At 46.4% G+C, this 24644-nt stretch carries 26 protein-coding genes; 6 read left to right on the top strand and 20 right to left on the bottom strand.

The window, feature by feature from the left end:
- Positions 1-32: 32 nt before the first annotated feature.
- From nlpD to PG915_RS03050, 8 genes are all read right to left on the bottom strand, one after another.
- A complete protein-coding gene (nlpD, locus tag PG915_RS03085) occupies positions 33-1007 on the bottom strand; it encodes a murein hydrolase activator NlpD (protein ID WP_353497818.1) in 975 nt (324 codons plus the stop codon).
- Entirely contained in the window at positions 1008-1631 is a 624-nt protein-coding gene (locus PG915_RS03080; protein WP_353497817.1) for a protein-L-isoaspartate(D-aspartate) O-methyltransferase, read from the bottom strand.
- Positions 1632-1634: 3 nt separating this feature from the next.
- Entirely contained in the window at positions 1635-2402 is a 768-nt protein-coding gene (gene surE, locus PG915_RS03075) for a 5'/3'-nucleotidase SurE (protein WP_353497816.1), read from the bottom strand.
- Positions 2403-2407: 5 nt separating this feature from the next.
- Positions 2408-3385 (bottom strand): tRNA pseudouridine(13) synthase TruD, encoded by a 978-nt coding sequence (gene truD / locus PG915_RS03070; RefSeq protein ID WP_353497815.1) that lies wholly within the window; start codon positions 3383-3385, stop codon positions 2408-2410.
- An 11-nt stretch (positions 3386-3396) separates the two neighbouring features.
- On the bottom strand, positions 3397-3876 hold the full coding sequence (gene ispF, locus PG915_RS03065) for a 2-C-methyl-D-erythritol 2,4-cyclodiphosphate synthase (RefSeq protein ID WP_353497814.1): 480 nt from the start codon (positions 3874-3876) through the stop codon (positions 3397-3399).
- The gene (gene ispD / locus PG915_RS03060; protein WP_353497813.1) at positions 3873-4583 is read right to left on the bottom strand and encodes a 2-C-methyl-D-erythritol 4-phosphate cytidylyltransferase; all 711 of its coding nucleotides are present in this window, start codon (positions 4581-4583) and stop codon (positions 3873-3875) included. Before ispD ends, ispF begins: the two co-directional genes overlap by 4 nt.
- The gene (ftsB, locus tag PG915_RS03055; RefSeq protein WP_353497812.1) at positions 4580-4861 is read right to left on the bottom strand and encodes a cell division protein FtsB; all 282 of its coding nucleotides are present in this window, start codon (positions 4859-4861) and stop codon (positions 4580-4582) included. The genes ispD and ftsB overlap by 4 nt, the downstream gene beginning before the upstream one ends.
- A gap of 200 nt (positions 4862-5061) precedes the next feature.
- Positions 5062-5712 (bottom strand): PilZ domain-containing protein, encoded by a 651-nt coding sequence (locus PG915_RS03050; protein ID WP_353497811.1) that lies wholly within the window; start codon positions 5710-5712, stop codon positions 5062-5064.
- Between the two features lie 227 nt (positions 5713-5939).
- Between PG915_RS03050 and PG915_RS03045 the strand changes: the two genes are divergently transcribed.
- From PG915_RS03045 to PG915_RS03035, 3 genes are all read left to right on the top strand, one after another.
- Positions 5940-8048, top strand: a complete 2109-nt coding sequence (locus tag PG915_RS03045) for a TonB-dependent siderophore receptor (protein WP_353497810.1) — start codon at positions 5940-5942, stop codon at positions 8046-8048.
- A 174-nt stretch (positions 8049-8222) separates the two neighbouring features.
- Complete coding sequence (locus PG915_RS03040) at positions 8223-10007, top strand: lysophospholipid acyltransferase family protein (RefSeq protein WP_353497809.1); 1785 nt, start codon at positions 8223-8225, stop codon at positions 10005-10007.
- 232 nt (positions 10008-10239) lie between these two features.
- A complete protein-coding gene (locus tag PG915_RS03035) occupies positions 10240-11088 on the top strand; it encodes a GGDEF domain-containing protein (protein ID WP_353497808.1) in 849 nt (282 codons plus the stop codon).
- Positions 11089-11129: 41 nt separating this feature from the next.
- Here PG915_RS03035 and arsB read toward each other — a convergent pair whose 3' ends face one another.
- The 6 genes from arsB to PG915_RS03005 all read right to left on the bottom strand — a co-directional run bounded on the left by arsB (position 11130) and on the right by PG915_RS03005 (position 15916).
- Positions 11130-12185 (bottom strand): ACR3 family arsenite efflux transporter, encoded by a 1056-nt coding sequence (gene arsB / locus PG915_RS03030; protein WP_353497807.1) that lies wholly within the window; start codon positions 12183-12185, stop codon positions 11130-11132.
- 97 nt (positions 12186-12282) lie between these two features.
- Entirely contained in the window at positions 12283-12591 is a 309-nt protein-coding gene (locus PG915_RS03025) for an ArsR/SmtB family transcription factor (RefSeq protein ID WP_353498655.1), read from the bottom strand.
- 130 nt (positions 12592-12721) lie between these two features.
- Positions 12722-13942, bottom strand: coding sequence for an organoarsenical effux MFS transporter ArsJ (gene arsJ, locus PG915_RS03020; protein WP_353497806.1), 1221 nt, complete (start codon positions 13940-13942; stop codon positions 12722-12724).
- Positions 13943-14037: 95 nt separating this feature from the next.
- Positions 14038-14532 carry a cyclin-dependent kinase inhibitor 3 family protein gene (locus PG915_RS03015; RefSeq protein WP_353498654.1) on the bottom strand — a complete coding sequence of 165 codons (495 nt, stop codon included), beginning with the start codon at positions 14530-14532 and terminating at the stop codon, positions 14038-14040.
- A gap of 2 nt (positions 14533-14534) precedes the next feature.
- Positions 14535-15539 (bottom strand): ArsJ-associated glyceraldehyde-3-phosphate dehydrogenase, encoded by a 1005-nt coding sequence (locus PG915_RS03010; protein WP_353497805.1) that lies wholly within the window; start codon positions 15537-15539, stop codon positions 14535-14537.
- A gap of 47 nt (positions 15540-15586) precedes the next feature.
- Complete coding sequence (locus PG915_RS03005) at positions 15587-15916, bottom strand: metalloregulator ArsR/SmtB family transcription factor (protein WP_112459474.1); 330 nt, start codon at positions 15914-15916, stop codon at positions 15587-15589.
- A gap of 214 nt (positions 15917-16130) precedes the next feature.
- On the opposite strand from PG915_RS03005, the gene PG915_RS03000 reads away from it, so the two are divergent.
- The gene (locus PG915_RS03000) at positions 16131-16880 is read left to right on the top strand and encodes a metalloregulator ArsR/SmtB family transcription factor (protein ID WP_353497804.1); all 750 of its coding nucleotides are present in this window, start codon (positions 16131-16133) and stop codon (positions 16878-16880) included.
- Between the two features lie 15 nt (positions 16881-16895).
- Here PG915_RS03000 and PG915_RS02995 read toward each other — a convergent pair whose 3' ends face one another.
- Positions 16896-17564, bottom strand: a complete 669-nt coding sequence (locus PG915_RS02995; protein WP_353497803.1) for an HAD-IA family hydrolase — start codon at positions 17562-17564, stop codon at positions 16896-16898.
- Between the two features lie 532 nt (positions 17565-18096).
- Between PG915_RS02995 and pykF the strand changes: the two genes are divergently transcribed.
- Complete coding sequence (gene pykF / locus PG915_RS02990; RefSeq protein ID WP_353497802.1) at positions 18097-19509, top strand: pyruvate kinase PykF; 1413 nt, start codon at positions 18097-18099, stop codon at positions 19507-19509.
- Positions 19510-19674: 165 nt separating this feature from the next.
- Positions 19675-20346, top strand: a complete 672-nt coding sequence (locus tag PG915_RS02985) for a GntR family transcriptional regulator (RefSeq protein ID WP_353497801.1) — start codon at positions 19675-19677, stop codon at positions 20344-20346.
- 458 nt (positions 20347-20804) lie between these two features.
- Here the strand turns inward: PG915_RS02985 and sspB are convergent, their stop codons facing one another.
- From sspB to petA, 5 genes are all read right to left on the bottom strand, one after another.
- Entirely contained in the window at positions 20805-21293 is a 489-nt protein-coding gene (gene sspB / locus PG915_RS02980) for a ClpXP protease specificity-enhancing factor (protein ID WP_353497800.1), read from the bottom strand.
- Between the two features lie 24 nt (positions 21294-21317).
- A complete protein-coding gene (gene sspA / locus PG915_RS02975) occupies positions 21318-21953 on the bottom strand; it encodes a stringent starvation protein SspA (protein WP_338163482.1) in 636 nt (211 codons plus the stop codon).
- Positions 21954-22039: 86 nt separating this feature from the next.
- Positions 22040-22777: a cytochrome c1 gene (locus tag PG915_RS02970; RefSeq protein WP_353497799.1), complete on the bottom strand. Its 738-nt coding sequence runs from the start codon at positions 22775-22777 to the stop codon at positions 22040-22042.
- Complete coding sequence (locus tag PG915_RS02965) at positions 22774-24039, bottom strand: cytochrome b (RefSeq protein ID WP_353497798.1); 1266 nt, start codon at positions 24037-24039, stop codon at positions 22774-22776. The genes PG915_RS02970 and PG915_RS02965 overlap by 4 nt, the downstream gene beginning before the upstream one ends.
- The gene (petA, locus tag PG915_RS02960; RefSeq protein ID WP_042501112.1) at positions 24039-24629 is read right to left on the bottom strand and encodes a ubiquinol-cytochrome c reductase iron-sulfur subunit; all 591 of its coding nucleotides are present in this window, start codon (positions 24627-24629) and stop codon (positions 24039-24041) included. The genes PG915_RS02965 and petA overlap by 1 nt, the downstream gene beginning before the upstream one ends.
- Between the last annotated feature and the right edge of the window lie 15 nt (positions 24630-24644).

Genomic DNA, 24644 nt, shown 5'->3' with positions numbered 1-24644 from the left:
GCTTTTCGTATGGTGTATTCGTTATACGGCAGTTACGGCAAGTAGCGTTTTGGGTTTACTGATTTTCCTTGATAACGGATTTCAAAGTGCAGTCTAACGCTGTTGGTTCCGGAACTTCCCATCGTAGCGATTTTTTGTCCGGCTTTAACACTTTGTCCTTCCGATACCAATAGTCTGTCATTGTGAGCGTAAGCACTTAGGTAACTGTCGTTATGCTTAACAATAACGAGGTTTCCATAACCACGTAGTGCGTTGCCTGAGTAAACCACGGTTCCTTTTGCAGTGGCGACGATATCTTGGCCTCGGCGGCCTGCAATATCGATTCCTTTATTTCCTTGGTCCCCTGCAGAAAAGTTCTTTATGACACGACCCTTAGTCGGCCAGACCCAACTTGATACTTTTGCCGCTGTGCTTGGCGCCGGTTTCGGTGCTGGTTTCGCCTTCGCGACAGTTTGCTTCGCGGCTGGCTTGGTTGTCTGTTTTACCGTTTGGGGCTTAGTCTTGTTAACATTTTGTTTACCTTTAGCCTCACCATACTCCTTTGTTTGAGTTTGATCAACCTTCTTTGCGGCGGTTTTTTGACTATTTTGCGTTGATGAGCTACCCGCTTTTGAAGGCGGTTTTGACGCCGTTGTCGCGGTGCTCGAGCTCGCTGCAGCCGTTGCCACAGAGGCGGTTGCAACCTCACCTGAACCAGAACCAGCAAACACCGGTGGGGAATAGACCGGGCGCCACAGGTTCAAACGCTGGCCTGGGTGAATGGTGTAGGGTTTCTTAAGATTATTGAGTCTTATCAGATCGTTAACATCTTTATCCGTGACGTATGAGATAAAATATAGGGTGTCCCCTTTTTGCACTTCATAGTAACTGCCACGATAACTGCCACGGGAAACACTATCGTACTTGCCTCCCAGATTTGAGACAGGCGCAGGCGAATGCCCAGCACACCCAATCAGTGCACTGGACAAAAAAACAACGGAGACCACTGCTTTTAACCGCTTTTGCATTTACGCTAATTCACCTGCTACGAGAGGAACAAACCTCACTAATTCAATAACTTCGGTAGTAAAGCTATCACCTTTACGAGTGATTTTTAATAGTTGTTGCTCATTATCACCGACAGGGATCACTAAACGTCCACCATCATTGAGCTGGGTCAATAGTGCTTGAGGGACTTCGGAAGCTGCAGCCGTGACGATAATGGCATCAAATGGCCCCTTGGCTTGCCAGCCTTGCCAACCGTCACCGTGTTTGGTGGAGATGTTGTAAATATCAAGACGCTTTAGCCTGCGCTTTGCTTCCCATTGCAGTGCTTTTATTCTCTCAACCGAATAGACATGCTCCACCAACTGCGACAGCACGGCAGTTTGATAGCCTGAGCCAGTTCCGATTTCAAGCACTCGAGTATCGTGTGTCAGCTCAAGCAGCTCGGTCATTCTCGCGACAATGTAGGGCTGAGAAATCGTCTGCCCAGCACCAATAGGCAAAGCATTGTTGTCGTAGGCTTGGTGAAGCATCGCTTGTGACACGAATTGCTCACGGGGTACGGAGAAGATAGCATCCAGCACACGGGGATCAGCTACACCGTGCGCTCGGATAAACTCCACTAATTTCGCTGCTTGTGGGTTCATTAATTACTCTCTCCCTGACACCCAACGTTCCATCGCACCAATCGACTCATGTGCGGTCAAATCCACCTGCAGTGGTGTAATAGAAATACGCCCATGTTCAACTGCGTAAAAATCGGTGCCCTCTCCAGCATCCTGCTCTTTCCCTGGAGGTCCCAACCAATAAATGTCGTGCCCTCTTGGGTCCTGCTGCTTAATCATCGCTTCAGCATGGTGACGGGCACCCAATCGAGTCACGGCAACATCACCAAGCTGCGCCAGCGGCTTATCTGGGATATTAATATTCAATAGTCGATTGGTCGGCACACGAGTAGCCAAATGACGCTCGACAAATTGACGAGCGATGATCGCCGCTACAGCAAAGTGCTGTTTACCAACCAGACTAAAAGCGATGGATTGAACGCCTAGAAAGTGTCCTTCCATAGCCGCCGCTACAGTACCAGAATAGAGCACATCGTCGCCCAAGTTAGCCCCATGGTTGATCCCAGACAGAACTAAATCGGGAAGATCGTCTTTCATCAATTCATTAAGCGCAAAGTGCACACAATCGGTTGGCGTTCCTTGAACCGAGAAAACACCAGGCTCAATTTCGTTAACACGCAGCGGCTGCTCAAGCGTTAATGAGTTCGATGCGCCCGAACGGTTTCTGTCTGGCGCAACGATGGTCACATCAGCAATGTTTGCCAGCTCCGCCGCTAATGTGCGAATTCCCTCGGCGTGTACGCCATCATCATTACTGATGAGGACTTTGATTCTCTGTTTGTTTGTTTCCATGAATCCTAGAATTGCCTTTCTACTTCTTCTACATTTGCCAGCTCTCTAAGAATCGAGGTCGCAAAACTGCCTGAATCCAAGAAAAAGCTCAGTGTTACAGAATCTTCATCCCATTGTGCATTCAATGAGTCAGGCTTTAACACAATAGCGCGTCTGTCGTGACGCATGCGATTACCGCGGATAAGCGCCATCAAATCTGGCTCTTGATCTAAGATGCTTTGTTCAAGCTTCTCGGCCTCATCGGTGGTTGGTAGCGCATTATCACCTGCCAATGCAGCGGTGATCATCCCAGTTTCGTCAAGAATGTCCCCGGCCAGCTCAGTGTTAAAGCAATCTTGCTGCAAACGCTCTGAAACGATGTGATTAAAGATCCATGAGCGCGCCGCAGAGAGATACAAACTGCGTTTATTCTGATTGCGAGTGCGCACGTTGTCACGTCCCCAACGCTTCGCTTCGCTCACGTTGTTACCATCGTGTCCAAAACGCTGCTGACCAAAATAGTTTGGTACGCCAGAATCACAAACGAGCGCTACGCGCGCTTTTAGTGCTTCAACATCTGACACCTCAGTCAAACGGATGGCAAACTCATTACCAGCAAGATCGCCTGGACGCAGCTTTTTGTTGTGCCAATCGGTCGCCACTATCTCAATACTAGGATACTGCGCCAAGAAGGCGCTAAAGTCTGGTACGTTCTTCTTTGGTAAATGGACGCTTAACCACTGTTCAGTCACGGCATGGCGATCTTTGAGGCCGGCCCAACCAATATCTTTCGATTTTACGCCACACACTTTGGCCAATTCATTGGCGACAAAACTGGTGTTTTCACCATTTTTTCGTATGCGGAGCATCAAATGCTCCCCTTCTCCCGCAAACTCAAACCCCAGAACCTCATTGACAATGAAGTCTTGGTTGCTGGCTTTAAACTTAGCGCTAACCGCAGGTTTGCCGTGAAGATAATTCAGGTTTTCTAACACATCAGTCATGATATTTGCCTTTAGGACGTTACTTTGTTGATCAGAACCACAGCTTCTGTGGCGATACCTTCTTTACGTCCTGTAAAACCGAGTCTTTCCGTCGTGGTTGCTTTTACATTGATGTTACCAATGTCGGTTTCCAAATCAGCGGCAATGGTATGGCACATAGTTTCAATGTGCGGAGCCATCTTTGGTGCTTGTGCCATGATGGTTACGTCAGCATTCACCAACTCATAACCTTGTGATTTGACCTTGCTGTAGACATCACGAAGCAATGCGCGGCTGTCTGCTCCTTTCCACTCTTCATCCGTGTCAGGAAAATGACGACCAATGTCGCCTGCAGCAATAGCGCCTAGCAGTGCATCACACAGTGCATGCAACGCCACATCACCATCAGAATGGGCAACTAGCCCTTGTTCATAAGGAATGGCGACACCACCAATGATGACAGGTCCTTCACCACCAAACTTATGTACATCAAAGCCATGGCCTATTCTCATTGTTCTAATTCCTTATTTTTGAGATAAAACTCCGCCAGAGCGAGATCCTCTGGACGAGTAATTTTAATGTTGTCGCTGCGCCCTTCAACCAACAGTGGGGACAAACCTGTCCACTCGACCGCTGATGCTTCATCAGTGATAGTGACCCCTTCGGCTAACGCATCACTGAGCGCACTATGCAACAACTCTACTTTAAACATCTGTGGGGTTAGCGCATGCCAAAGACCTGCTCTATCGACAGTATGATCGATACCTTGTGCATCGTTAGCGCGCTTCATCGTGTCTTTCACCGGGGCTGCGAGTATACCACCAACTGGGTGAGTGCTTACTTCGTAGATGAGTTTGCTAATATCTTCATGGGTAATGCACGGCCTTGCCGCATCATGAACCAAGCACCACGCATTAGGAATACGCTGTTTGACGTACTCAATGGCCGACAGCACTGAGTCTGCCCGCTCACCACCTCCCAAGACCCGTACAACAGGCTTATCTGAGATAAACGATAAACCTTCAAAGTATGGGTCGCCATCACTGATCGCTACGATGACGCTATCGATACTTCGATGCGCCAGCAAGCGCTCTATGGTGTGCTCAAGAATGGTTTGTTCATGGATTTTGAGATATTGCTTGGGAATATCCGCTTGCATGCGGCTACCAACACCTGCGGCAGGCACGATAGCAATAATAGGATGATGCTCAGGGATCATTGGTTATCCTCACCTATGATTCGGTAGAAGGTTTCTCCTTGTTGAATCATTCCTAGCTCATGTCGCGCTCGCTCTTCAATGGCATCCAACCCTTGTCTAAGATCGTCAATCTCAGCAAACATTTCATCGTTGCGGGTTTGTAAGTTGCCATTAACTTGTTGCTGTACTTGGATTTCTGTATCCACTTGTTGGAAATCAACAATGCCATTTTTTCCAAACCAGAGGGTGTATTGAAGCCAAGAAAAAACCATTAGCAGCACAAGAGTGAAGATACGCATAAGTCGGAACATTCCATTGAGAAATTCTGCTCTTTATATAGCACAGTTTACACCTTGAAATAAGCGAAGAAAAAGCATTGTTGCATCCTAGGTACAAAAGTGAGCACCCACTAGCTTAATCTTGACGAGCGCATACCACTGGCTTGACGTTTAGCGCACTTTCGCGAGCGTAGCAGCGCTTCTCTGAAATGAAGTTTGTACTAGGAAACCGCGAGGGACTGTTCCGCTAAGGTGGTCTTTAAACGGTTCGACATCAGCACTTGCTGGTTAAACTGGATACCCAGCAGACTCCCACGACCCTGCTTTCGCACCGTTACCACCTCACACACCATCCCCGCAGGCAGAAACTGATTCAGTGTCGACTCCACTTTCACATCGAGCCCCTTACAAAAGTCGTGAGCTTGTTCTAGATAAACTCCACATCCAGCCAGCGAGAAATCGACAATTTTACCTTCAATGCTGGATTGACCATAAGACACCGTGCAAGGCATAGAGAGTTTGTAACGAGAATGCTCGCGGATCGGCTTGGATACAAACTCTGCCGGAGACGATAGGAACAGGTGACTGCAAGGTAATTCTGAACTGGAAAGAGCATGGCAGCGAAACGCGATAACGTGACCAAAACTGGTATCTGAGAGTCCACGCACCACAAACTCACCGTCATTGATTTGCTGCTGCACATCCGGAGTCAGTCCTGAGGTATCAACGACAATAAACTCATCAATTTTGTAGCCAAGCAAGTTAACAGCCACACCTTTGATGTGTGAATCACTCACCGAAGACAAGGTAAGTTTCATTCCCGGCTGCAAGAAACGGTAGCTCTGTTTTTGTTGTTCTTGTCCCCATTCCATTGATAGAACCTCCTTAATTACAACAAGATAATTACACCCTATCTACCACTTATATGCAATCAATCCCTTGTACCTACAAAAGATACAAATGCTTACATTTATTACAATTGCAAATAATAATAAATCGCATTAGCATTCATTTCGCAGTTCAATCGTAGACCTACTTCAGGTTCATTCTGCTAATAACAAAAACAATTGTCTCGGATAATCGAGCTAGGATAGCCCCAATGAATTTCAAAGTGACCACACTTTGCAGTGCAGTGGTACTTGCACTCAATACTTCTCCGGTATTTGCCCAATCAGAACCAACAAAAACTGACGAAACCTTGGTAATACACGCCCAAAGCTTCGACGACTATAAAGTTGACAGTGCAAGCGGCGCTATGCGCACCGATACTACCATGCTAGAAACCCCACAGTCGGTTAACGTCATTCCTGAAATTGTGCTCGATGAACAGCTGGCCACCACATTAGGTGAAGCGCTGCAAAACGACGCCAGTGTCAATGCGGGCTCTCAAAAGTGGAATCGCGAAGTATTTTATCTGCGCGGCTTTGAGCTCTCATCAACCAACGGCTATCTAAGAAACGGTCACTCACTCTTTACTCATTACATGCTGCCGATTGAGACCTTAGATCGTATCGAGGTCGTTAAAGGACCATCGAGCCTTCTTTACGGTAACTCGGCGCCTGGTGGCATGATCAACATGGTGTCTAAAAAGCCAACCGCGACACCACAAGTCAATGTTGGTACCGATATCGACCACCTTGGTAGCACTCGCTATCACATTGACGCTTCTGGTGCGCTTAATGAATCTGGCACATTGAGAGGTCGTACTGTGCTGGTGAAACAAGACGCTGTGGAATCTCGTCAATATGCTAATGGGGAACAGCGCGAGCGAGATCGCTTCCTAGGCTATGGTGTGATTGAAGCGGATCTGTCTGACTGGGGTCTATTATCTGTTAACTATGAAAAGACCAACGACAACGCGCCGCTGGACACGGGTTCTTGGCTAGACATGCAAGGCAACCGAATTAGCGATCGCGATACGATCCGCGATGCCTCTTGGTCATTCATCAACAACGATGTGGAAAACTGGGGTGCTGATCTTGATGTGTACATCAACTCACAATGGCGCGCTAACTTCAGTTATAACTCACAGCATATGAAGCGTCACCGCTATGACTCTAGCCCAAAACCGACGGCTCAAACCATCGTCGATGGCAGCTACACAATGAGTCCGTTTGACCGTCATGATACGTGGAAAACTCAAGCGTTCCATGCTGACTTACACGGCGACTTCTCGGCACTTGGTGTCGATCATCAAGTGCTATTTGGTGCTAACGGCCAATTCTATGAGTACACCCAGCTACTCGTTAGAGGCAGTACTATCAATGTCAACCCAGGCGAATCTCCTAAGAATCCGGGTCTAGACTATCACAATGACGATACTGCCTACGAAAGTAGCAACCACTTCTACGGTATCTATGCGCAAGATCTGATTACTTTCAACGACCAGTGGCAAGCGCTTGTGGGTGGCCGCTACGATCAGTACTTCGAAGATGGTACGAATAGTAACGGTGACACCGTGAATGGCGCGAACGACAGCCAAGCTTTCTCACCAAAATTCGGCGTGATTTATCATCCAAGCTATTCAGGCAGCATTTATGCCAACTACTCAGAAAGCTTCAATCCGGTGGACAATGTTGTCAATGATGATGGGTCAATTACTGAGCGTACACCAGAAAAGAGCCGCCAGTACGAACTGGGAACAAAGTGGGAGCTTTTGGATAACCGCTTACTGCTAACAGGTGCGCTTTTTGATATCGAAAAACGTAACATCAGTATCGAAGAGAATGGCTTCACTACGCAAAATGGTAATCAACACCACCGCGGCGCTGAAGCTGGCGCGCAAGGTCAGCTATCTGATAGCTGGTTTGTGATGACATCTGCCATGTACCTAGATGCTAAGTACGACCAGCACGACTTATATCAAGATAAGACACCAGCAAACGTACCTGAGTGGTCTGGTTCCGTTTGGACACGCTACGCATTTACTGACGCAACGGCATTTAATATCGGCTTGTTCTATCAAGGTGAGCGCTGGGCAGATAACGCAAACACCGTCACACTTGATGGTTACACCCGCGTTGATACCGGTGCATCGCACAAAATCAGCAGCGACTATGTAACTTGGGATTTCCGCTTCAACATCGAAAACCTGTTTGATACCGAATATGTATCAGGCACGGGTGGCAGCACCAGCCACGGTGTCGTTACGGATGTGCACTATGGCAATGAGCGCCGCTTTAAACTGTCAGTCAACGCTTCATTCTAACTATCCCTTTCTTATACAAAGAGCGCTACGGCGCTCTTTTTTATTGCTTATTGTTCACCTCGTCACCCGTTTGACATCAATACGTCATCCATCTTCCATCTAGGCTACGCAATTCTGACATATAGACGTCATACCCTCTTAACGACACTACATGGAAATTGTTTAGAGGTTGCTATGGATACCACCAGCCCGTTTCGCTTACCGAGAAAAACCCCACTGGGCATTGCAGAAAATGTTGCCGAGTGGGCAACCGGCCTTTCTGTATTAGACCACTTATATGCACAGCGTCCACCAGGTTGTGATACCGAGCGTTTTCTTCGCTTTGCACTCGAGATCTTGGGCATTGACTATCACATTGTTACTGGAAGTCGAGATAACCTGCCTCAAACGGGCGCGACCCTCATTGTCGCTAATCACCCGCTAGGCTGCGTTGAGGGTGTGATACTGGCTGAGCTTCTGTTGCAACGGCGCAAAGATGTGAAGATCCTAGCCAATGAGTTTCTAAAACTGGTTCCTGAACTAGAACCCTTGTTTATTGGCGTTGACGTATTTGATGGCGCCAATGCACACAAGTCCAATACCCGTGCATTACGCCAAGCCAATCATCACCTTGAAGAGGGCGGCGCACTATTGGTGTTCCCGGCGGGTGAAGTCTCGCAACTGGTCGATAGCAAAGCACTTTGCCTCGAAGATAAAGAGTGGAGCCGCTCGGTCAGTACGCTTATTAAGAAATACAAAGCACTGACCGTCCCAGTGCACATTGGCGGCCTTAACTCCAAGCGTTTTTATCTGGCGGGTAAGGTTCATCCAATGCTTCGAACAGCCATGCTCGGCCGTGAACTGCTGAACAAGAAAAATCGCCCCATAAGCATCTCTATCGGCGAAGTAATCAAGTTCAAAGAGGTCAATACCTTAGATAATCGTCAGTTGGTGAACTACCTTCGTCTCAATACTTACCTACTGGGCAAACAGCAAAGCCAAATACCAGCAGAGACGAACCCGAATACTCAATCGTCATCACTAACACACCCAGAGCCGGTTGCCTCGGCTCTACCTTTAAGCGAACTGCTGAACGATATCAACCAGTTACCATCGCAGCACCACTTACTCTCTAGCGGTGAGTTTGATGTCTACTGCACGACCATGGAGCATATTCCAGCCTTGATGCATGAGATTGGTCGCATGCGAGAACACAACTTCCGTTTGGTAGGCGAAGGGACTGGGCAAGCACTGGATATCGACCACTTTGATAAGGACTACCAACACCTATTTATTTGGGACAAAGCGAACAATAAATTAGTGGGGGCTTACCGTCTTGGTCTGGTTGATACATTGCTGGAGAAGCACGGCATTCAAGGCCTTTATTCGCGCACTCTTTTTGACTATGAACACCCCTTTTTGGCTACTATGGGCAAATCGATTGAAATGGGTCGCAGCGTGATTGCCGAAGAGTATCAAAAGAGCATGAGCGCACTGTTACTGCTTTGGAAAGGTATCGCTGAGTTTGTGCATCGCCACCCAGACTATACTCACCTGTTTGGTCCGGTCAGTATCAGTAGTGACTATAGCGATGTCGCAAGACAGTTACTCACCGATACCATGACCTTACACCACTACGACCAAGACAGCGCACAGCATGTCAGTGCCCCTAACCCACCCAAGCTTGCTGCTCATCCCAACTGGAACGCTCAGTTGCTGTCCGCGCTGGCTGATATGCAGTTACTCTCTCGTGTTATCGCTCGCCTTGACCAAGGCAAAAGCGTACCTGTATTACTCAGACAGTACCTTAGTCTCAACGGTAAGCTTGTCAGCTTCAATGTCGACCCTGACTTTAACAATGCTCTTGATGGATTGATTGTCGTCGACTTAAGGCGAGTCCCCCAACGTTCACTCGCTCGCTATATGGGCAGCGATAATGCCTGTCATTATCTTCACCGTCACAACCACTCGACGCCCTAAACGGTAGAGATAACTAAACGACCTAAAAAGCAGCAAAAGCTGCTTTTTTTGTGTTCACTTTGTCTCAGAACTGAGAATAGAGGTGAACTTCATCAAGAACTGGCCACAGAATGATAAGCATCACAGTTCTTATGCAAAGGGCATGATAGAAAGCACTCAAAAACTATAACTCTTTCAAAAACTTCCGATAGCCAAACGCTTTCGAGGTTGAAAGAAACGATGAGATTTTGCAGTGACAGATTTGACGTACCAACAGGCGTTGGCGCTATTTCGCCATTTCCCTGGCTTTCTTTCTATTCGCAATGCGCAGCACCAATACGTTTACCTAAACGACCGATTCACTGCATGGTTACGCCAATACTCTGATGCAGATCCTATAGGCCTCAATGCCAATCAATTGGCCAAACTCGTACCAAGCAATGTCGGAGATATGCTCAATGAGTGCCACGATGCCAGCTTGGAATACCTTGAAGCGGGGCAATGTGCGCCGAAAATTCTTACGTTTCAAGGTCTAGATTCTGTCTCTTACTTCAATGTACTCAAGTTTAAAGTGTACATTGATGGCGAACCTTACATTTACACCACCAGCTTTGATGTGTCCGACTTACACCATGAAGTAAAGTTTTTGGAAAAAAAAGCGTACACCGATCCCCTCACCAAGCTGCACAACCTCGCCTACCTTAGCTCTGTGAATTGGCATTCTGGTTTTTGTGTGGTGATCGACCTTGATAACTTCAAACACGTTAACGATAGTTCAGGCCACAGTGAGGGAGACATCGTATTGATGCGATTCGCACGCTGCTTGCGCCAAGCTTTCTCCGGACAGGACATTTTAGTTCGATATGGTGGTGATGAGTTTGTGGTTTTAACCCACGATAAGGATGAAGCAAGGCTAAACCAAGCGCTAGATAAGCTCTCCGTATTGTTTCGAGATAACTTTGTTCAGTACCCCATGCTTTGTCACAGCATCGGTTATGCCCCCTACCAAACCAGCTTACGCATCACATTAAAAAAAGCCGATCTCGCTATGTACCAATCCAAGCATACCAAGCGTTCTGTCAATTCAAAAAATCCGTCTTAAATACAAAAAATGGAGCGAAAACGCTCCATTTTCTATTGTCATTACGCGTTATAGCGTGACTTCATTTTTAAGGTAAAGTTCACTAATGCAATCAGCACCGGCACTTCAATTAGGGGGCCAATCACGCCCGCAAACGCCTCTGGTGAGTTCAAACCAAATACGGCAATCGCAACAGCAATAGCCAGTTCAAAATTGTTTCCTGTTGCGGTGTAAGCGATCGACGCATTCTTATCGAATGGCACGCCCATCTTTTTCGCCACAAAGAAGCTCACAAAGAACATCAAGAAGAAATAGATAGTCAACGGAACAGCGACACGAACCACTTGCATTGGGAGCTCAACCATCATTTCCCCCTTGAGACTGAACATCAGCACAATGGTGGCTAGCAATGCGATAAGCGTGATAGGTGATACCGCCGGAATAAACGTCTCGTTGTACCACTGCTCGCCTTTTTTCGCGACTAAGATCTTGCGGCTTAAAAAGCCAGCCAAAAATGGAATACCAAGATAAATCAGCACACTCTCAGCAATCTCTCCCATCGAGATTTCCACCACTTGGCCTTGAAAACCGAATATAGGTGGCAACACAGTGATGAATAGCCATGCCAAGAAACTATAAGTGATAATTTGGAATACACTATTTAGAGCGACTAACGCTGCACCATATTCTTTATTACCGCCACCAATATCATTCCACACCAACACCATAGCAATGCAGCGTGCTAGGCCAATTAAGATAACGCCTGTCATTAAGCTAGGCTCATCGCCAAGGAAGATTAGAGCGAGCACAAACATCAAGATTGGCCCGACCAACCAGTTCATCACCAATGAGAGAGTAACAGCTTGGTTATCTTGCAGCACTTTGCCCATCAAGCCGTAGTTCACTTTGGCAAGCGGTGGGTACATCATCAAGATAAGACCAATAGCAAGCGGTATGTTGGTACTACCAATCGTCATTGACTCATTCAAGCTTTCGATTTGGCTAGGAAAAGCGACGCCCAATAGTACGCCGAACCCCATAGCTAAGAAGATCCACAAGGTTAGGAATCTATCCAGAAACCCCAATTTTTTTGGTTGCTCAATGGCTAGCTGAGACATGGTAACTCTCCAACATCGTTAATCGTCGAATAACGATAATTCAGTGGTAATAAAAGTCCGCAATGCCGACTCAATGATATTATTAATTCGAATTGGCCTAATCAAATGCTGATAAGGTCAACGAAGAAAACTCGTTTAACGCATCACGCTGAATACGATAGCAGACTTTCGGTGGTGTTGATTCTGCACTAATAAACCCCGCCACTTTAAGTATGCGTAAATGCTCAGAGACGGTTGATTGGGCAAGACCCAACTGCGATACAAGGTCACTGTTCAAACAACCACCAGCACGCTCTAAATCAGACAGAATACGGATAATTCGGATACGTGCAGGATGCGACAAAGCCTTCGCTTGTACGGCTAGCTTTTTTTCTGTGGCTAACTGCTGCTCAGTCGCGATAAACATGTCTGGATTTTCAACACTACAACTGGTCACTGTGTATCCCCTATCGTCTTTTGACGATTAACATACGCCTGAAACGAAAAAGAGTCAATCGTCTTTTAACGATTAACTCTTTTTTTTTGATTCAATTCCGTTATCCTGCAACCGCTTTAGGCGCGCCTGGCAAGCTAATGGAGATAATAGTCGTCAGTACCAAGAAGGCAAACGACACCCACATGCAAGCCGCTAAACCCGCCATTTGGAACACCCAACCAGACAACACGGTGCCAATTAAACGACCCATCGCGTTAGCCGTGTAGTAGAAGCCAACGTCCATCGACACGCCATCGCCTTTTGCATAACTCACAATCAAATAGCTGTGTAAGGATGAGTTGACCGCAAAGATAGCGCCAAAAATCAATAGCCCCACAACAATAACCACTTGCGGATACCACTGCATCTGAACACAATATGCAATAATTCCTGTCACCACGGCTAATGCTAACGCCCACCACATGGCAGCACTGCCATCTGGCACTCTGCCCTGCGCCTTGCCGGTAACCTTTGGTGCAACACCTTGGACAAAGCCATAAGCGATGACCCATAGCGCAAGAAATCCCCCTACCAAGGTATGATCCCAACCAAAGACAGAACCAAGATAAATTGGTAAGGCAACTACGAACCAAACATCACGTGCGCCAAACAGGAACATACGCGCAGCGGATAAGATATTGATACTTTCTGACTTAGAGAAGATCTGCTTAAACTTAGGCTTAGCTTTTGCCTTACCCATATCACTTTCTAAGCTGATAACGCTACCAATAAACACCAGTGTCAGTACCGCCGCCATGGCTGCAACGGCATACTGGAAACCCAGGACAGACAGCAATAAGCCACCGATAAAGAAGCCTGCGCCTTTCAGTGCATTCTTAGAACCTGTCAGAATGGCTACCCATTTGTAAAGCGCCCCTTGCTGCTCATCAGGAACCAAGGTCTTGATGGCACTTTTGGCACTCATCTTGTTCAGATCCTTAGCAATACCTGATAGCGCTTGTGCCGCCATCACCCACGGGATGGTTAACCAAGCACTCGGGACGGCCAGCATTAACAATGCAAAGATCTGCATCCCGAGACCAACGTTCATGGTTCGGTTAAGGCCTAAACGCGCCCCTAACCATCCACCAATAAGGTTGGTAACCACACCAAAGAACTCATAGAAAAGAAACAGTGAGGCAATGGCGAGTGAACTGTAGCCGAGATCGTGGAAGTAAAGCACCACCAGCATTCTCAAGGCACCATCGGTAATGGTGAAATTCCAGTAGTTAAAGGTCACCAGCATATACTGGCGAACGCTTTTGCTAAGGTTAGACAACATAATTATTCTGCCTAATAACAGGGATAAGGGTTCAGGAATAGAAGCCCTCATCAGAGGGCTTTACTCGCTGATTTTACTCGCTAAGGAGACTCGGGTTAGAAAGTCGCAGCAAGCTTCTCTACGTAGTCAATTTGCGGCTGCTTTGTGAAAGCGCCCGGGCGTAGCGCCTGAACTTCACGGCGAATGGTCTCAAGTTCCCAACCTTTCTCAAGCAAAAGGTTTGCAGCAAGAAGGCCAGTACGACCAGAGCCGCCCATGCAGTGCATCACAATTTTCTCGCCCGCTTCAATTGCTTGATGAAGCTCTGGAGAGATCGCTTTCCAGTTAGCAGCAAACTCAGCGCCAGGCGCTCGGTCATCTTCAATTGCCGTTTGGAACCACTTGATGCCTAGCGCCTGTGCTTTTTCTCCAAGCTCAGCCACGCCTGCTTCTGCCATCTCGTGATTATCCAGAGCAGTCACGATAACCGTGACACCTTGCTCTTTAAGTTGCGCTAATGAGTCGTCTAACGACGCCTCTTTGGTACCTGGACAAGGCGTTAGCACTAACGCTGCGTTATCTACGTTTAATTCCCATGTTGGATGCATCATCATTACCCCGCTAGACCGACTTTACGAACCAATTCAGCTGTGCGTGTTGCATAGCCCATTTCATTGTCATACCACGCGTAGATTTTCACCATGCGAGTACCGACCACCATAGTCGATTGCGCATCGACGATAGTTGAGCGTTGGTCGCCACGATAATCGATAGACACAAGTGGACGCTCTTCAAAACCAAGAATACCTTTTAGCTCGCCTTGTGATGCCTCTTTCAGTAGCGCGTTGACTTCTTCAGCCGTTGTATCACGCTTCACGTCAAAAATGATATCCGTTAGTGACGCATTTGCTAGAGGTACACGAACCGCGTGACCATTGATCTTGTCTTTTAGCTCAGGGAAAATCTCAACAATCGCTGTTGCGCTGCCCGTCGTAGTTGGGATAAGGCTCATACCACATGCACGAGCACGGCGCAGATCTTTGTGCGGCGCATCAAGGATAGTCTGGGTATTCGTTAGATCGTGGATAGTCGTGAACGACGACTGTTCAATACCGAGTTTCTCGTGGATCACTTTCACCACTGGAGCGATACAGTTTGTAGTACAAGACGCCGCTGTCACGATTCGGTGAGCTGCTGCATCAAAGATTTCATCGTTCACACCGACAACGATGTTGGCAATGCCTTCTTCTTTCACTGGCGCGGATACCACAACACGTTTAACGCCTTGGTCGAGGTATTTGTTTAGGAATTTGGTTTTACGGTGCACACCTGTTGCTTCAATCACAACGTCGCAACCAGACCAATCAATCGCGTCGATATCACGCTCTTGAGTCGTCTTAATACGCTTGCCGTTCACCACAAGCTCATCACCTTCCACGGTTACGCCGTGGTGCCATGTGCCTTGCACTGAATCGAACTCCAATAAGTGACCTAGTGTGGTTGCATCACCTGCAACGTCATTGATCAATACGAACTCTAGCTCGTCCCAATCAAATGCTGCGCGAAGCGCCAAACGGCCAATTCGACCAAATCCGTTAATACCTACTTTAATCGCCATAACTTAATCTCTTAATTACGTAAAATATTCGGTTGTACCGTCAAGCCCTAGGCATCGTTTGATGATGACGCAAGCTCGTTAAAGTTTAGTTGATAAGCGCTTTGCAAACAGTTCGATTGCTCAAGCCCTTTCAATGTTCGATAAAGCCAACCCGGCAATCCTTCAGCTAAGCTGTAAAAGACATGCTGCCCTTGCCTCGTATCCTTGAGCACACCAGCTTGTCGTAGCATAGCAAGGTGCCTCGATACCTTAGGTTGGCTCTCTCCCAATGCCTCCACCAGATCGTTGACACAGACAGAGCCGTTGGCCGATACCCAAAGTAGGGTTCGAATACGGGTTTCATCAGACATCAATTTAAAAAACTCATGTGGAAGCATCTTTAAATACTCATATATGGATATGCGTATATATTAAAAAATATCACGAGCGAGTCAAGGATCTTTTTATACTGTCATAAAAGATTCTTACAGAATGTAGCCGATACAGGTTAAAACGATTGAGGGACAACAGAGGTATACAATGCTTTCATTCGCACCGATAAGCTTTCATAATATTGTGTGCGCTAGTACAAGCCGATTTGATGAGGACACCATGACAAAAAAAATACTCTTTGTTTGCAGAGGAAACTCGGCACGCTCGCAGCTCGCAGAGGCGATCGTCAACAGAGATTATGCGGATCAATACCAAGCATTTAGCGCTGGTAGCAATCCAAGTCATGTCGACAATAGAACGCTAACAACACTCAAAGAGTCTGGTTTTGATAGCGGGGGTCTGCGCTCAAAGTCGGTAGAAGAGTTCGACGGACAGCATTTTGATTATGTCATCACGCTATGTTCCTCGGCGCATAAGGAATGCGGGGTATTTGAAAACAGCCAAGAGAGCCTGTTTTGGGATCTTCCCTCCCCCACCTCTTTATCAGAGACTTCTTTTGACGCCTCTTTATATGACCTGTACAAGCGAATCGAACTGTTTGTGGCCGTGCACAGTGACAGCAATGATTTAGATTTTGACCCACTGGTGATTCATAAGTGTCTGAGCGACCAAACAAGGCTTCTCATCACCTTAATGATATTTACCGAAGTGGAACTCAGCGTGGGTGAGTTGTGCGACGCGCTGCAAGAATCTCAGCCAAAGATCTCCAGAGCGCTTGGCGTGCTTAGAAACTGTGGGGTGGTTAGTGATCGACGCCGAGGACAATGGGCGTTTTATTCCATCTCAGATAAGTTACCGCTATGGGCTATCGACATACTGGATGCATCTGTTGTCAGCATGCGTAGCAAATTACTCGCCGCTAATCAGTTACTCAACCAATCTGCCAATCGCCCAGACAAGCACAACTGACCTATGCTTTGAAAATCATTGAACAAAGGATAGCAATTGTCTTATATCGGAAATGTAGTGTAGGTAAGGGCTATCGATTTCAATCTTTTTATGAGGCTCTGCATGTGAGAAATACAAGGTGGTTACTTGTGCGCCTATGCCTGCTTGAACACCGACAAGAGAGTCGTCAATAAATAGACACTCTTCTGCTCTCACTTGCATTTTGTCCATGACAAAGTGCAGAAGTTTAGGATCTGGCTTCCAGGCATGTGCGTCTATTGCGCTGTACACCGTGCCCTCGAAATAGTGGTCGAGTTTTGTCAGCGGCAGGGTGAACGCCATCTTTTCGTGAGGGGCATTTGACGCTATGCATATCGCAATGTTGTTGGCTTTGAGCTCATTTAAAACCTCATAAACGCCATCAATGACCGTTAGCTGCTCAGTGAACAGCTCCTGACAGCGCTGACGATAGTGCCGAACAAGTCCTGTTAAGCCATCATCACTAAGCAATGAACTACCAGCGATAAGTTCGCCAAAAATCTTTTCAAGCTTCACCCCTTGGAACTGATCTTTCACGTTCACATAATCAACATGAACGCCAACACCCTCAAGTACTTCGACGATTGCCTGTATACATAGACGTTCGCTATCGATAAGCGTACCGTCACAATCAAAAATTACACATTTGATGTGATTTGAAGCCATATTTTACTGCACCTCTCGATCCCAACTGGCTCTTTTTGAACAGTAAACAGCCATGCTGAGTACACAATATCACCAGCAATGAGCCTCTTCAATGGACAGGATTATGTACCGTATTGGTAACCATTTTGAAAAAAAGTTACCAAATGGTGTCGATTCATCCGGTTTATTTATTTTGATCCAAAAATTAAATCTTAAGCGCCGAAACCTTGCTCTAAAACAACTTATGCACAGTGAAATCCGATCAATTCGGTGGTAGAATTCGTGCCCGAAAAGAAAAAAAATTACAGAATTAGCGGTTATTTTTTTGCAATCTTACTGAATTACCCTAGTAAGCGGCCAAAAAAGTGGCCTAGAAAGCGCCTCATTTAGTCATAAAATGACTAAACTTGATGAAAGACTTTCACTTCTAGAAGAAGCGAAACTAGAGAAAAGATTGATAGCTCACGTGAATTATTTGTGGGCATCCCTAGCCTTCTAGAGAGACTAATACTAACTTTCAAATTGTAATAATATTTACCGGAGAGTATCTTCCATGAAAAAGACCAAAATCGTATGTACGATTGGCCCTAAAACTGAATCAGTAGAGAAGCTAACTGAGCTTGTAAACGCTGGCATGAACGTTATGCGTCTAAACTTCTCTCACGGTGACTACGAAGAGCACGGCACTCGTATTGCTAACTTCCGTGAAGTAATGGCAAACGTAGGTAAGCAACTTGCAATTCTTCTAGACACTAAAGGTCCAGAAATTCGTACTATCAAGCTAGAAGGCGGCAACGACGTTGATCTAGTAGCTGGTCAAGAATTCACTTTCACAACTGACATCGCTGTTGTAGGTAACAAAGACACTGTTGCTGTAACTTACGCAGGTTTCGCAAAAGACCTTTCTGCTGGTAACACTATCCTAGTAGACGACGGTCTAATCGAAATGGAAGTTATCTCTACAACTGACACTGAAGTTAAGTGTAAAGTTCTTAACAACGGCGCACTTGGTGAAAACAAAGGTGTTAACCTTCCAGGCGTTTCTGTTCAGCTTCCAGCTCTATCTGAAAAAGATAAGAACGACCTTAAATTTGGTTGTGAGCAAGGCGTTGATTTCGTTGCTGCATCTTTCATCCGTAAAGCGGCAGACGTTAAAGAAATCCGTGACGTGCTAAACGCAAACGGCGGCGAGAACATCCACATCATCTCTAAGATTGAGAACCAAGAAGGTGTAGATAACTTCGACGAGATCCTTGAGCTTTCTGACGGCATCATGGTTGCACGTGGTGACCTAGGTGTTGAGATCCCAGCTGAAGAAGTAATCTTCGCTCAGAAGATGATGATCGAGAAGTGTAACCGTGCACGTAAGACTGTTATCACTGCAACTCAAATGCTTGATTCTATGATTCAAAACCCACGTCCAACTCGTGCAGAAGCGGGTGACGTTGCGAACGCAATCATGGACGGTACTGATGCAGTAATGCTTTCTGGTGAAACAGCGAAAGGTAAGTACCCTGTTGAAGCGGTAACTATCATGGCTCAAATCGCGAACCGTACTGACGGTGCACTAAAAGCTGAACTAGGTTCTCGTCTAGACAGCCCACGCCTACGTATCACTGAAGCAGTATGTAAAGGTGCAGTAGACACAGCTGAGAAGCTAGCTGCTCCACTAATCATCGTTGCTACTGAAGGTGGTAAGTCTGCACGTTCTGTACGTAAGTACTTCCCAACAGCAAGCATCGTTGCACTAACGACTAACTCTAAGACAGCTGCACAGCTAGTTCTGACTAAAGGTGTTCGTCCAGTTCTTGTTGATTCAATCGACAGCACTGATGAGTTCTACAAAAACGGTAAAGAGTACGCTCTAGAGTCTGGTTTTGGTAAGAAAGGCGACATCGTAGTTATGGTTTCTGGTGCTCTAGTAGCATCTGGTACAACGAACACAGCGTCTGTTCACGTACTATAATTCCGAAGATATATACAAAATATCTATAAAAAGAGGGCTTACGCCCTCTTTTTTTTATAATTTTCTTGCCCAAATTTTCAACACGCTGTACTATCAGACATGCTTTACAACACGGCATACCGCCGTGCGTTTCCAGATTTTATTTTCTGAGTTAAGAGGTGTAACGTGTCAAGCCCAACATTGACAGACAAAGTCGCTAAAATGATCTGTCAGGATATTCTATCGGGGGAGCTCAAGCCAAACCAAAAACTGGTGGTTGCTGAGCTTAAGGAAAAGTACAACGTAGGAGCCTCTCCTATTCGAGAAGCACTGATTCAACTTTCGTGGATTAAATACGTCAAACTCGAACCACAAAAAGGTTGCTGGGTAGCGCCTATTTCAAAGTTAGAGCTGTATGATTTGTATGAAAGCTTGAAGGTTGTCTCGTCAGTACTGTTAGAGAAGTCAATCCAACAAGGCAGCGAAAGTTGGGAGTTAGAGATCCTAACAGAGTTCCACAAGCTATCTCGCTTTAAGTTCCAAGGGGATAATTTTAACTGGCAGGAATGGGAAGATCGTCATGAAGCTTTCTATAGTTCTTTGCTCAGCGGATGCTTCTCTAAGAACATGCTCGACTTTTTTAATGACATCATCAGACAAGTCAAACGCTATCGCCGCATCTCACTAAGTCACTCACCTAAAGCTTTCTCAGAGCTGTTTAACCTTGAAGAGCACGAGAAGATGATGAAGCTGACCCTCGATAAAGACATCGACGGAGCTCGTCAGCAACTGACCCAATATCTCAATGATATGATGAAAGACATCGAACCAACGGTCAGCGAAATCGAAATGAATTAAACAAAAAATCGGGGCTAGCCCCGATTTTTACCATCCAAAGAATTCTTTGTGATGCGTGTTGAGCAGAAGCACCATAGGCAAAAAGTATAATGCGCTCAACTTGATGCCCAGTACGACCAAAGCGCCGACGGTGAGCCTTACCAAAAAGTGATTGTACATAACAAACCTCTATCACCTAACCCATTGACATCCAAGTGAATACTGTCCAATCAAAAGTAAATTCCATTCTTGAGGAAGGAGAAAATGTGAACCCAAAAGTGTGACCTTACTCCAAGAACGCCTAGTTTACTGATTACACTTAACAGGTCAAGTTTTAATCAGCATTAGACTAAAGTCTAATACAGTGGCACGTTTTTTACACGTCTCAAAAGCAAGAAGAAAGTCGCTGTTAGCAATAAGATGAGAAAAAGGTAAGGTGTTAGAGGTACAAAAAAGCCGCATATCAATGCGGCTTTTTGCTATTTGACTACACGAAGACTTGGTCGCCCTTTTGGTTTAGGCGGTTCATCATCTCCGTTAGGCTCTTCACTGCTTAGCTCTGGCTGCTCAGTTTCTGCGGCCACGGACAAACCGGTCACCACTTCTGGCTCTGAGATGTCTTCTTCCTCAATAGAAAGATACGCATCTTCAGGTTCGAACATAGTGCCTGCACCGTTTTCACGAGCATAAATCGCTTGTACCGAATACAAAGGAGCAATCACAGAGTGCGGCTTACCACCAAATCGAGCATGAAACGTAATCGCTTCATTACCCAACTCAAGCTGGCCGACCGCTCTTGGAGCAATATTAAGAATGATCTGACCATCTTGCACGAATTCCAAAGGAACTCGCACACCCGGCATATTTGCATCAACAACAATATGCGGGGTTAAATCATTCTCAACTAGCCAATCATAAAATGCACGAAGCATATATGGTCGGCGAGGTGTCATTTTTTCAATATCCATCGTCTCGAGAGAAACCTATAAGGACTAGCGAACCAAACGCATCTCACGCTCAGCTTCTGTTAGAGAAGCTAGGAATGAATCACGTTCAAATACACGGTTCATATACACTTTGATTTCTTTTGAGCCAGGACCAACAAGCTCGATGCCCATCTCTGGCAAACGCCATAATAGTGGAGCTAGGTAGCAATCAATTAGGCTGAACTCTTCGCTCATGAAGTACTCGTACTCAGCAAAAATAGGCGCGAGAGTCAGTAGGTCGTTACGAAGTTTGTTACGTGCCGCTTCTGATTCTTCTGCAGAACCTTTCATTACCTTCTCTGCAAGCGAGTACCAGTTACGCTCAATGCGATAAATCATTAAGCGGCTGTTACCACGAGCTACCGGATATACTGGCATTAGTGGTGGATGAGGGAAACGCTCATCTAGGTATTCCATGATGATCTTTGAGTCGTAAAGGGCTAGCTCACGATCGACCAAAGTTGGAACAGTCTTGTATGGGTTTAGCTCAGCAAGCTCAGCTGGGATGTTCACGTCATCCACTAACTCGACTTCAACACTAACCCCTTTTTCCGCAAGAACGATTCGAACCTGGTGGCTATATAAATCAGTAGCACTGGAAAAAAGAGTCATCACAGAACGTTTATTGGCAGCTACAGCCATGGAGCCCTCCGGGATACTTACAAAAAACAATGGAGGCAAGGCCTCCATTGTGAACAAATTGGAATTAACGCGCTATTATAGCACAATTAGTGAACATCACGCCAATACTCTTTCTTGAGCAGCACTACAACGATAGTGAAGATGACTAGGAACGCCATCACCCACCAACCTAGTGCATGACGCTCGAGTTTCACAGGGTCACCTGAGTACTCAAGGAAGTTAACTAGGTCACGTACCGCATCGTCATATTCGCTTGAACTGAGTTCACCACGACCATCAGTTTCAGTACCAACAATCACCTGAACTTCTTCACCATCAACCACTTTCGTTTCGAAGATCGGCGTTGGGATACCTTGTAGCTCTTCAAGAACATGCGGCATACCAACATTTGGGAATGTGGTGTTGTTCACACCAAACGGACGACTTGGATCGGCGTAGAACGTACGTAGATAAGTATATAACCAGTCCACACCACGAACACGAGCAACCAAAGTAAGATCTGGTGGCGCAGCACCAAACCAAGCTGCTGCTTGTTTCTGAGGCATTGCGTTAACCATCAGGTCACCGATCTTTGCTTCTGGATCGAAAACTAGGTTTTCTTTAGCTAGATCAACAGGGATACCCAAGTCAGTTGCTACACGCTCATAGCGCTGATACTGCGTCGAGTGACACGCAAAGCAGTAGTTCATAAACAGCTTAGCACCGTTTTGAAGCGACGCTTTATCCGTCAAATCATTGTTTGCTTTATCAAGATTTACATTACCACCAGCGGCTAGTGCTAGAGATGGCAGCAATGCGAAAAGTACTACAATCCACTTTTTCATTTGAATGTCACCCTCTCTGGCAATGGCTTGGTGTTTTCATTCTTACTGTAGAAGAACAGCAGAACGAAGAACATGAAGTAACCTAAACTGAAGATCTGAGCCAGTAGCGTGTACGTTGGCGTCGCTGGTAGCGCACCAAGAATACCCAAAGCAATAAAGCTAATGGTGAACTGGATGATGTTGATTAGGTGAATCTTACTTCTGTAGCGATAAGAGCGAACTTTACAACGGTCGAACCAAGGAAGTAGGAACAGGAATACAATCGATAGTCCCATTGCAACAACACCAAGTAGCTTGTCTGGTACCGCACGCAAAATCGCGTAGAACGGAGTGAAGTACCATACTGGAGCAATGTGCTCAGGTGTCTTCAGCGGGTTCGCAGCTTCAAAGTTAGGTGGCTCAAGGAAATAACCGCCCATCTCTGGGTTAAAGAACAACACATAACAGAACAGGAAGAAGAAGCCAGCTACACCAACGAGATCTTTTACCGTACCGTAAGGGTGGAAAGGAATCGAATCGATGATGTCGTATTTCTTGCTGTAGTAGTCGTGGAACTTGAACTGCGTCTTGTAGTCATCGCCCATGCTGCCTTTCGGAAGCTTAGTCTCAATACCATCTGGGTTGTTTGAACCCACTTCGTGTAGAGCGAGTACGTGCAGCACAATCAGCAGTAGTAGCACGATTGGTAGCGCAATCACGTGCAGTGCGAAGAAGCGGTTTAGCGTTGCACCAGAGATGATGTAGTCACCACGGATCCAAAGCGTTAGGTCATCACCGATAACTGGAATCGCACCAAATAGCGAGATGATTACCTGTGCACCCCAGTAAGACATTTGTCCCCAAGGCAGTAGGTAACCCATGAATGCTTCTGCCATCAACACAAGGAAGATCAGCATGCCGAACACCCAAAGCAGCTCACGCGGCTTCTGATAAGAACCATAGATAAGACCACGGAACATATGTAGGTAGACAACAACGAAAAAGGCCGAGGCACCCGTTGAGTGCATATAGCGGAGTAGCCACCCGTATTCCACATCACGCATGATGTATTCAACAGAGGCAAATGCACCTTCACCAGAAGGTACGTAGTTCATTGTCAGCCAAATGCCGGTTAGGATTTGGTTGACCAACACTAGCATCGCTAGTGAACCAAACAGGTACCAAAAGTTAAAGTTTTTTGGCATTGGGTATTCGGATAGATGCTTTTTATAAGCATTCATCGCAGGTAGACGTTTTTCTACCCAATCAAGTAACGCTTGCATTATGCATCCCCCTCATCAACACCAATAAGGATTCTGGTATCACTCAAGTACATGTGTTTAGGAATGACTAGGTTGAGTGGTGCTGGTACGTTCTGGAAAACACGACCAGCCATATCAAACTTAGAGCCATGACATGGGCAGAAGAAACCCGATTTCACACCCTGAACTTGTTCACTAAAGGAATCAGCAAGATAGGTAGGCGAACAACCTAGGTGGGTACAGAAACCAACAGCGACAAAGTACTCCGGTTTAATGGAGCGGTACACGTTTTGTGCATACTCTGGTTGCTGTTCTTCCCCTGAGTCTGGGTCACGCAATTGAGCGGCTAGGTTATTTAGGTTGTCCAAAACAGACTGTGCGCGGCGCACAACCCATACCGGCTTACCCTGCCATTCAACACGAACCATTTGACCTTCTTCAAGCTTGCTGACGTCCACTTCAACAGGGGCACCAGCGGCTTTAGCTTTGGCACTTGGGTTCCAAGATTTAATAAAAGGAACGGCGACTGCAGCTGCTCCCAAACCACCGACAACCGCAGTTGTCGCAGTAAGGAAACGCCTGCGACCGTTATTTAAAGGCGCATTGCTCATCCAACATTTCTCCCA

The sequence above is a fragment of the Vibrio sp. CB1-14 genome (assembly GCF_040412085.2).
GTDB classification, from domain to species: Bacteria; Pseudomonadota; Gammaproteobacteria; order Enterobacterales; family Vibrionaceae; genus Vibrio; species Vibrio chaetopteri.
Note: the sequence above shows the minus strand (reverse complement) of the source record. Positions and strands in the feature narration are given on the sequence as shown.

Coding starts and splice junctions, on each gene's coding strand:
- nlpD (WP_353497818.1), bottom strand. CDS start 1,007: ATGCAAAAGCGGTTAAAAGCAGTGGTCTCCGTTGTTTTTTTGTCCAGT.
- PG915_RS03080 (WP_353497817.1), bottom strand. CDS start 1,631: ATGAACCCACAAGCAGCGAAATTAGTGGAGTTTATCCGAGCGCACGGT.
- surE (WP_353497816.1), bottom strand. CDS start 2,402: ATGGAAACAAACAAACAGAGAATCAAAGTCCTCATCAGTAATGATGAT.
- truD (WP_353497815.1), bottom strand. CDS start 3,385: ATGACTGATGTGTTAGAAAACCTGAATTATCTTCACGGCAAACCTGCG.
- ispF (WP_353497814.1), bottom strand. CDS start 3,876: ATGAGAATAGGCCATGGCTTTGATGTACATAAGTTTGGTGGTGAAGGA.
- ispD (WP_353497813.1), bottom strand. CDS start 4,583: ATGATCCCTGAGCATCATCCTATTATTGCTATCGTGCCTGCCGCAGGT.
- ftsB (WP_353497812.1), bottom strand. CDS start 4,861: ATGCGTATCTTCACTCTTGTGCTGCTAATGGTTTTTTCTTGGCTTCAA.
- PG915_RS03050 (WP_353497811.1), bottom strand. CDS start 5,712: ATGGAATGGGGACAAGAACAACAAAAACAGAGCTACCGTTTCTTGCAG.
- PG915_RS03045 (WP_353497810.1), top strand. CDS start 5,940: ATGAATTTCAAAGTGACCACACTTTGCAGTGCAGTGGTACTTGCACTC.
- PG915_RS03040 (WP_353497809.1), top strand. CDS start 8,223: ATGGATACCACCAGCCCGTTTCGCTTACCGAGAAAAACCCCACTGGGC.
- arsB (WP_353497807.1), bottom strand. CDS start 12,185: ATGTCTCAGCTAGCCATTGAGCAACCAAAAAAATTGGGGTTTCTGGAT.
- PG915_RS03025 (WP_353498655.1), bottom strand. CDS start 12,591: ATGTTTATCGCGACTGAGCAGCAGTTAGCCACAGAAAAAAAGCTAGCC.
- arsJ (WP_353497806.1), bottom strand. CDS start 13,942: ATGTTGTCTAACCTTAGCAAAAGCGTTCGCCAGTATATGCTGGTGACC.
- PG915_RS03015 (WP_353498654.1), bottom strand. CDS start 14,532: ATGATGCATCCAACATGGGAATTAAACGTAGATAACGCAGCGTTAGTG.
- PG915_RS03010 (WP_353497805.1), bottom strand. CDS start 15,539: ATGGCGATTAAAGTAGGTATTAACGGATTTGGTCGAATTGGCCGTTTG.
- PG915_RS03005 (WP_112459474.1), bottom strand. CDS start 15,916: ATGCTTCCACATGAGTTTTTTAAATTGATGTCTGATGAAACCCGTATT.
- PG915_RS03000 (WP_353497804.1), top strand. CDS start 16,131: ATGACAAAAAAAATACTCTTTGTTTGCAGAGGAAACTCGGCACGCTCG.
- PG915_RS02995 (WP_353497803.1), bottom strand. CDS start 17,564: ATGGCTTCAAATCACATCAAATGTGTAATTTTTGATTGTGACGGTACG.
- pykF (WP_353497802.1), top strand. CDS start 18,097: ATGAAAAAGACCAAAATCGTATGTACGATTGGCCCTAAAACTGAATCA.
- sspB (WP_353497800.1), bottom strand. CDS start 21,293: ATGGATATTGAAAAAATGACACCTCGCCGACCATATATGCTTCGTGCA.
- sspA (WP_338163482.1), bottom strand. CDS start 21,953: ATGGCTGTAGCTGCCAATAAACGTTCTGTGATGACTCTTTTTTCCAGT.
- PG915_RS02970 (WP_353497799.1), bottom strand. CDS start 22,777: ATGAAAAAGTGGATTGTAGTACTTTTCGCATTGCTGCCATCTCTAGCA.
- PG915_RS02965 (WP_353497798.1), bottom strand. CDS start 24,039: ATGCAAGCGTTACTTGATTGGGTAGAAAAACGTCTACCTGCGATGAAT.
- petA (WP_042501112.1), bottom strand. CDS start 24,629: ATGAGCAATGCGCCTTTAAATAACGGTCGCAGGCGTTTCCTTACTGCG.